The following is a 2,172-nucleotide window of genomic DNA, read 5'->3' on the forward strand; positions in this document are numbered from 1 at the left end:
CATTGTGAACTTCCAAATATTGTTTAGTCGTTCCAAAAGTTGGCTTTTCTATTTCCGAAATTGCTTTTGCTATTAGTTCATTTTTCAATGTTTGTTCGGTTTTTTTTTGGTATTACTTACAACGTTTTATGTGTATGAGCCGTTGCGTGTCTGACACACGAACCATTAAAAGTACAAAACTCCGCTGGAAAATTCCCAAGAATTTTCCAGATAAGCACAGACCCAGCGATGGCTTATACACGGTGTTGCCATTAGTTATTTTTCCACTCTTTCTAATTTCAGAACGTAAAATTGAACTTTGTCATCAGTGTTCCAAATTAGATAATCTCTTTCTTGGGAAACGACAACAAAGGAAGAATATAATTTCTTGTCCAAGTAAAAACTTAATACGTTCTTATCGTTATTAAACTCCCATTTCCATTTTCCTAAATGTTCAGTTTCTGTCCAGTTTTCAATATTGGTATCAGTCATTTTTAACTTTCCATTTCTTCTAAATTCTAAATCTGTAAAGTCTTTATTCTCGTTTTGTTCAGTTTTGATTATTCCACTACTCAATTTTACAAATTCGTCCTTTTTATTAAGAATTTTGTAGAGAGTAATTGAATCTGATTTAAAAAAGTCTTTATTACTATTGTTAGTAAACCATTCCGTTTTTTTGAAATTGATATTTCTTATTTCTCTCTCAAAATCTTTTAGAGAAATTTGATTTTCTTCTTTTGAGTATTCTCCGTAAGCTATTTTTTTGTCAAAATCCACCTGAAGATAGTCAGTCCAGCAAGAAAATAAATCATAATCATTTATGTTTCCAGTGGAATATTTAGATTCCGTTTCTATTATTGAAGGTGCAATTAGGTAATATTTTCCAACTTTAAAATTCGCAATATATGGTCGGCATAGCATTCCGTTATCTCCCCAAATTTTTATGGTTTTGCGTTTCTCTGAACCAATATAATTTTCAATAACTTCTACTGTCATTGATAAAGGCATTTTTCCGTCATAATCAGAAATCTTTTCTTCGAGAAAATCCGAGTATTCAATGACTTTAACTAACGCTACAAATTCAGAACCTTTTGAAATTTGGCTGAATGAACAATCTCCACCACATTCGCAACTGCAAGCAAAAGATTTGATTGAAATCAGAAGTATAAAAAGCAAGACGAGTGTTTTTTTCATAATTAATGGCAACGTTTAGTATAAAAGAAGTAGGGCTGTAAATAAGCAATTAACTTTCGGATTAACCACAAGCCAAATCTTTTGTATTTTGTTTTATATTATTCTTCTAAAAGCCAAATCAAAAGATTTGGCGACCTCGCAAATAAGCCTGAACCATTGGGTTTAGCACTTAATTGCCCTATTTTTTTTATACATTGTTGCCAGTAGTTTTTCTCCGCAATATCATTTTCAAATCCGCTATGATATAAAAAGAAACCATCGTAAGGCTTCCAATTGCCAATAAATATTGTCCATTCGGAATGATTAAAAAAATGTTTATTCCGATGAGAAATAAGCAAAATGGATATGTAAAAAGTCTAATTAAAATGTTTTTGGCAAACCATTCTTTTTCAGGTTTCTCTTCTTCAATTTCCATATTCAAGTATTCGAATATTTCGTCGAGTTGATTTTTTCTTTCAAAGAGATATAGCTTTCGAAACACGAAAATTAAAATAAATAGAAAAATGATTACAATAAAAATCGGCAACCAATTATCCAAATAATCAAACTCAATCGGGTTTTCTGGAAAAACAGCGAATATGAATCCTCCGGAAATGAATCCGATTAGCAATTTTCCAAAGGAATTGAGCTTGTCCGTTATATTTATTAGATGATTGTTTGCATTAAAGTCAAATTTAAAAATCGCGTAAAAACTCCCAAACCATATATTCTGTTTCCAAACTTTTATATGATTTCGATAAATATCTCCTTGAGGTCGGAAATTACCAGAAAGACTATTCCACAAATGATTGATTAAAGAATCTTTTTTCCTTTGTTCAATTAATTTTTCGATGTCTTTTTTGGTTACTTCCAAGGTTTTTTCAAATTACTGGCAACGGTCTAGTATAAAAGAAGTAGGGCTGTAAATAAGCAATAATTATTCGGATTATTCACAAGCCAAATCTTTTGCATTTTGTTTTATCTTATTTCTCTAAAAGCCAAATCAAAAGATTTGGCGAC

Annotated in this window: 2 protein-coding genes; both read right to left on the reverse strand. The window is 30.8% G+C overall.

Features of this window, described 5'->3' with window-relative positions; translation table 11 throughout:
• Positions 1–255 precede the first annotated feature (255 nt).
• Positions 256–1,173, reverse strand: coding sequence for a hypothetical protein (locus tag ESV24_RS15455; RefSeq protein ID WP_211359049.1), 918 nt, complete (start codon positions 1,171–1,173; stop codon positions 256–258).
• Positions 1,174–1,360: 187 nt separating this feature from the next.
• The gene (locus ESV24_RS15125) at positions 1,361–2,026 is read right to left on the reverse strand and encodes a hypothetical protein (RefSeq protein WP_146951085.1); all 666 of its coding nucleotides are present in this window, start codon (positions 2,024–2,026) and stop codon (positions 1,361–1,363) included.
• Positions 2,027–2,172 lie beyond the last annotated feature (146 nt).

This window comes from Aequorivita lipolytica (assembly GCF_007997135.1).
GTDB lineage: Bacteria > Bacteroidota > Bacteroidia > Flavobacteriales > Flavobacteriaceae > Aequorivita > Aequorivita lipolytica.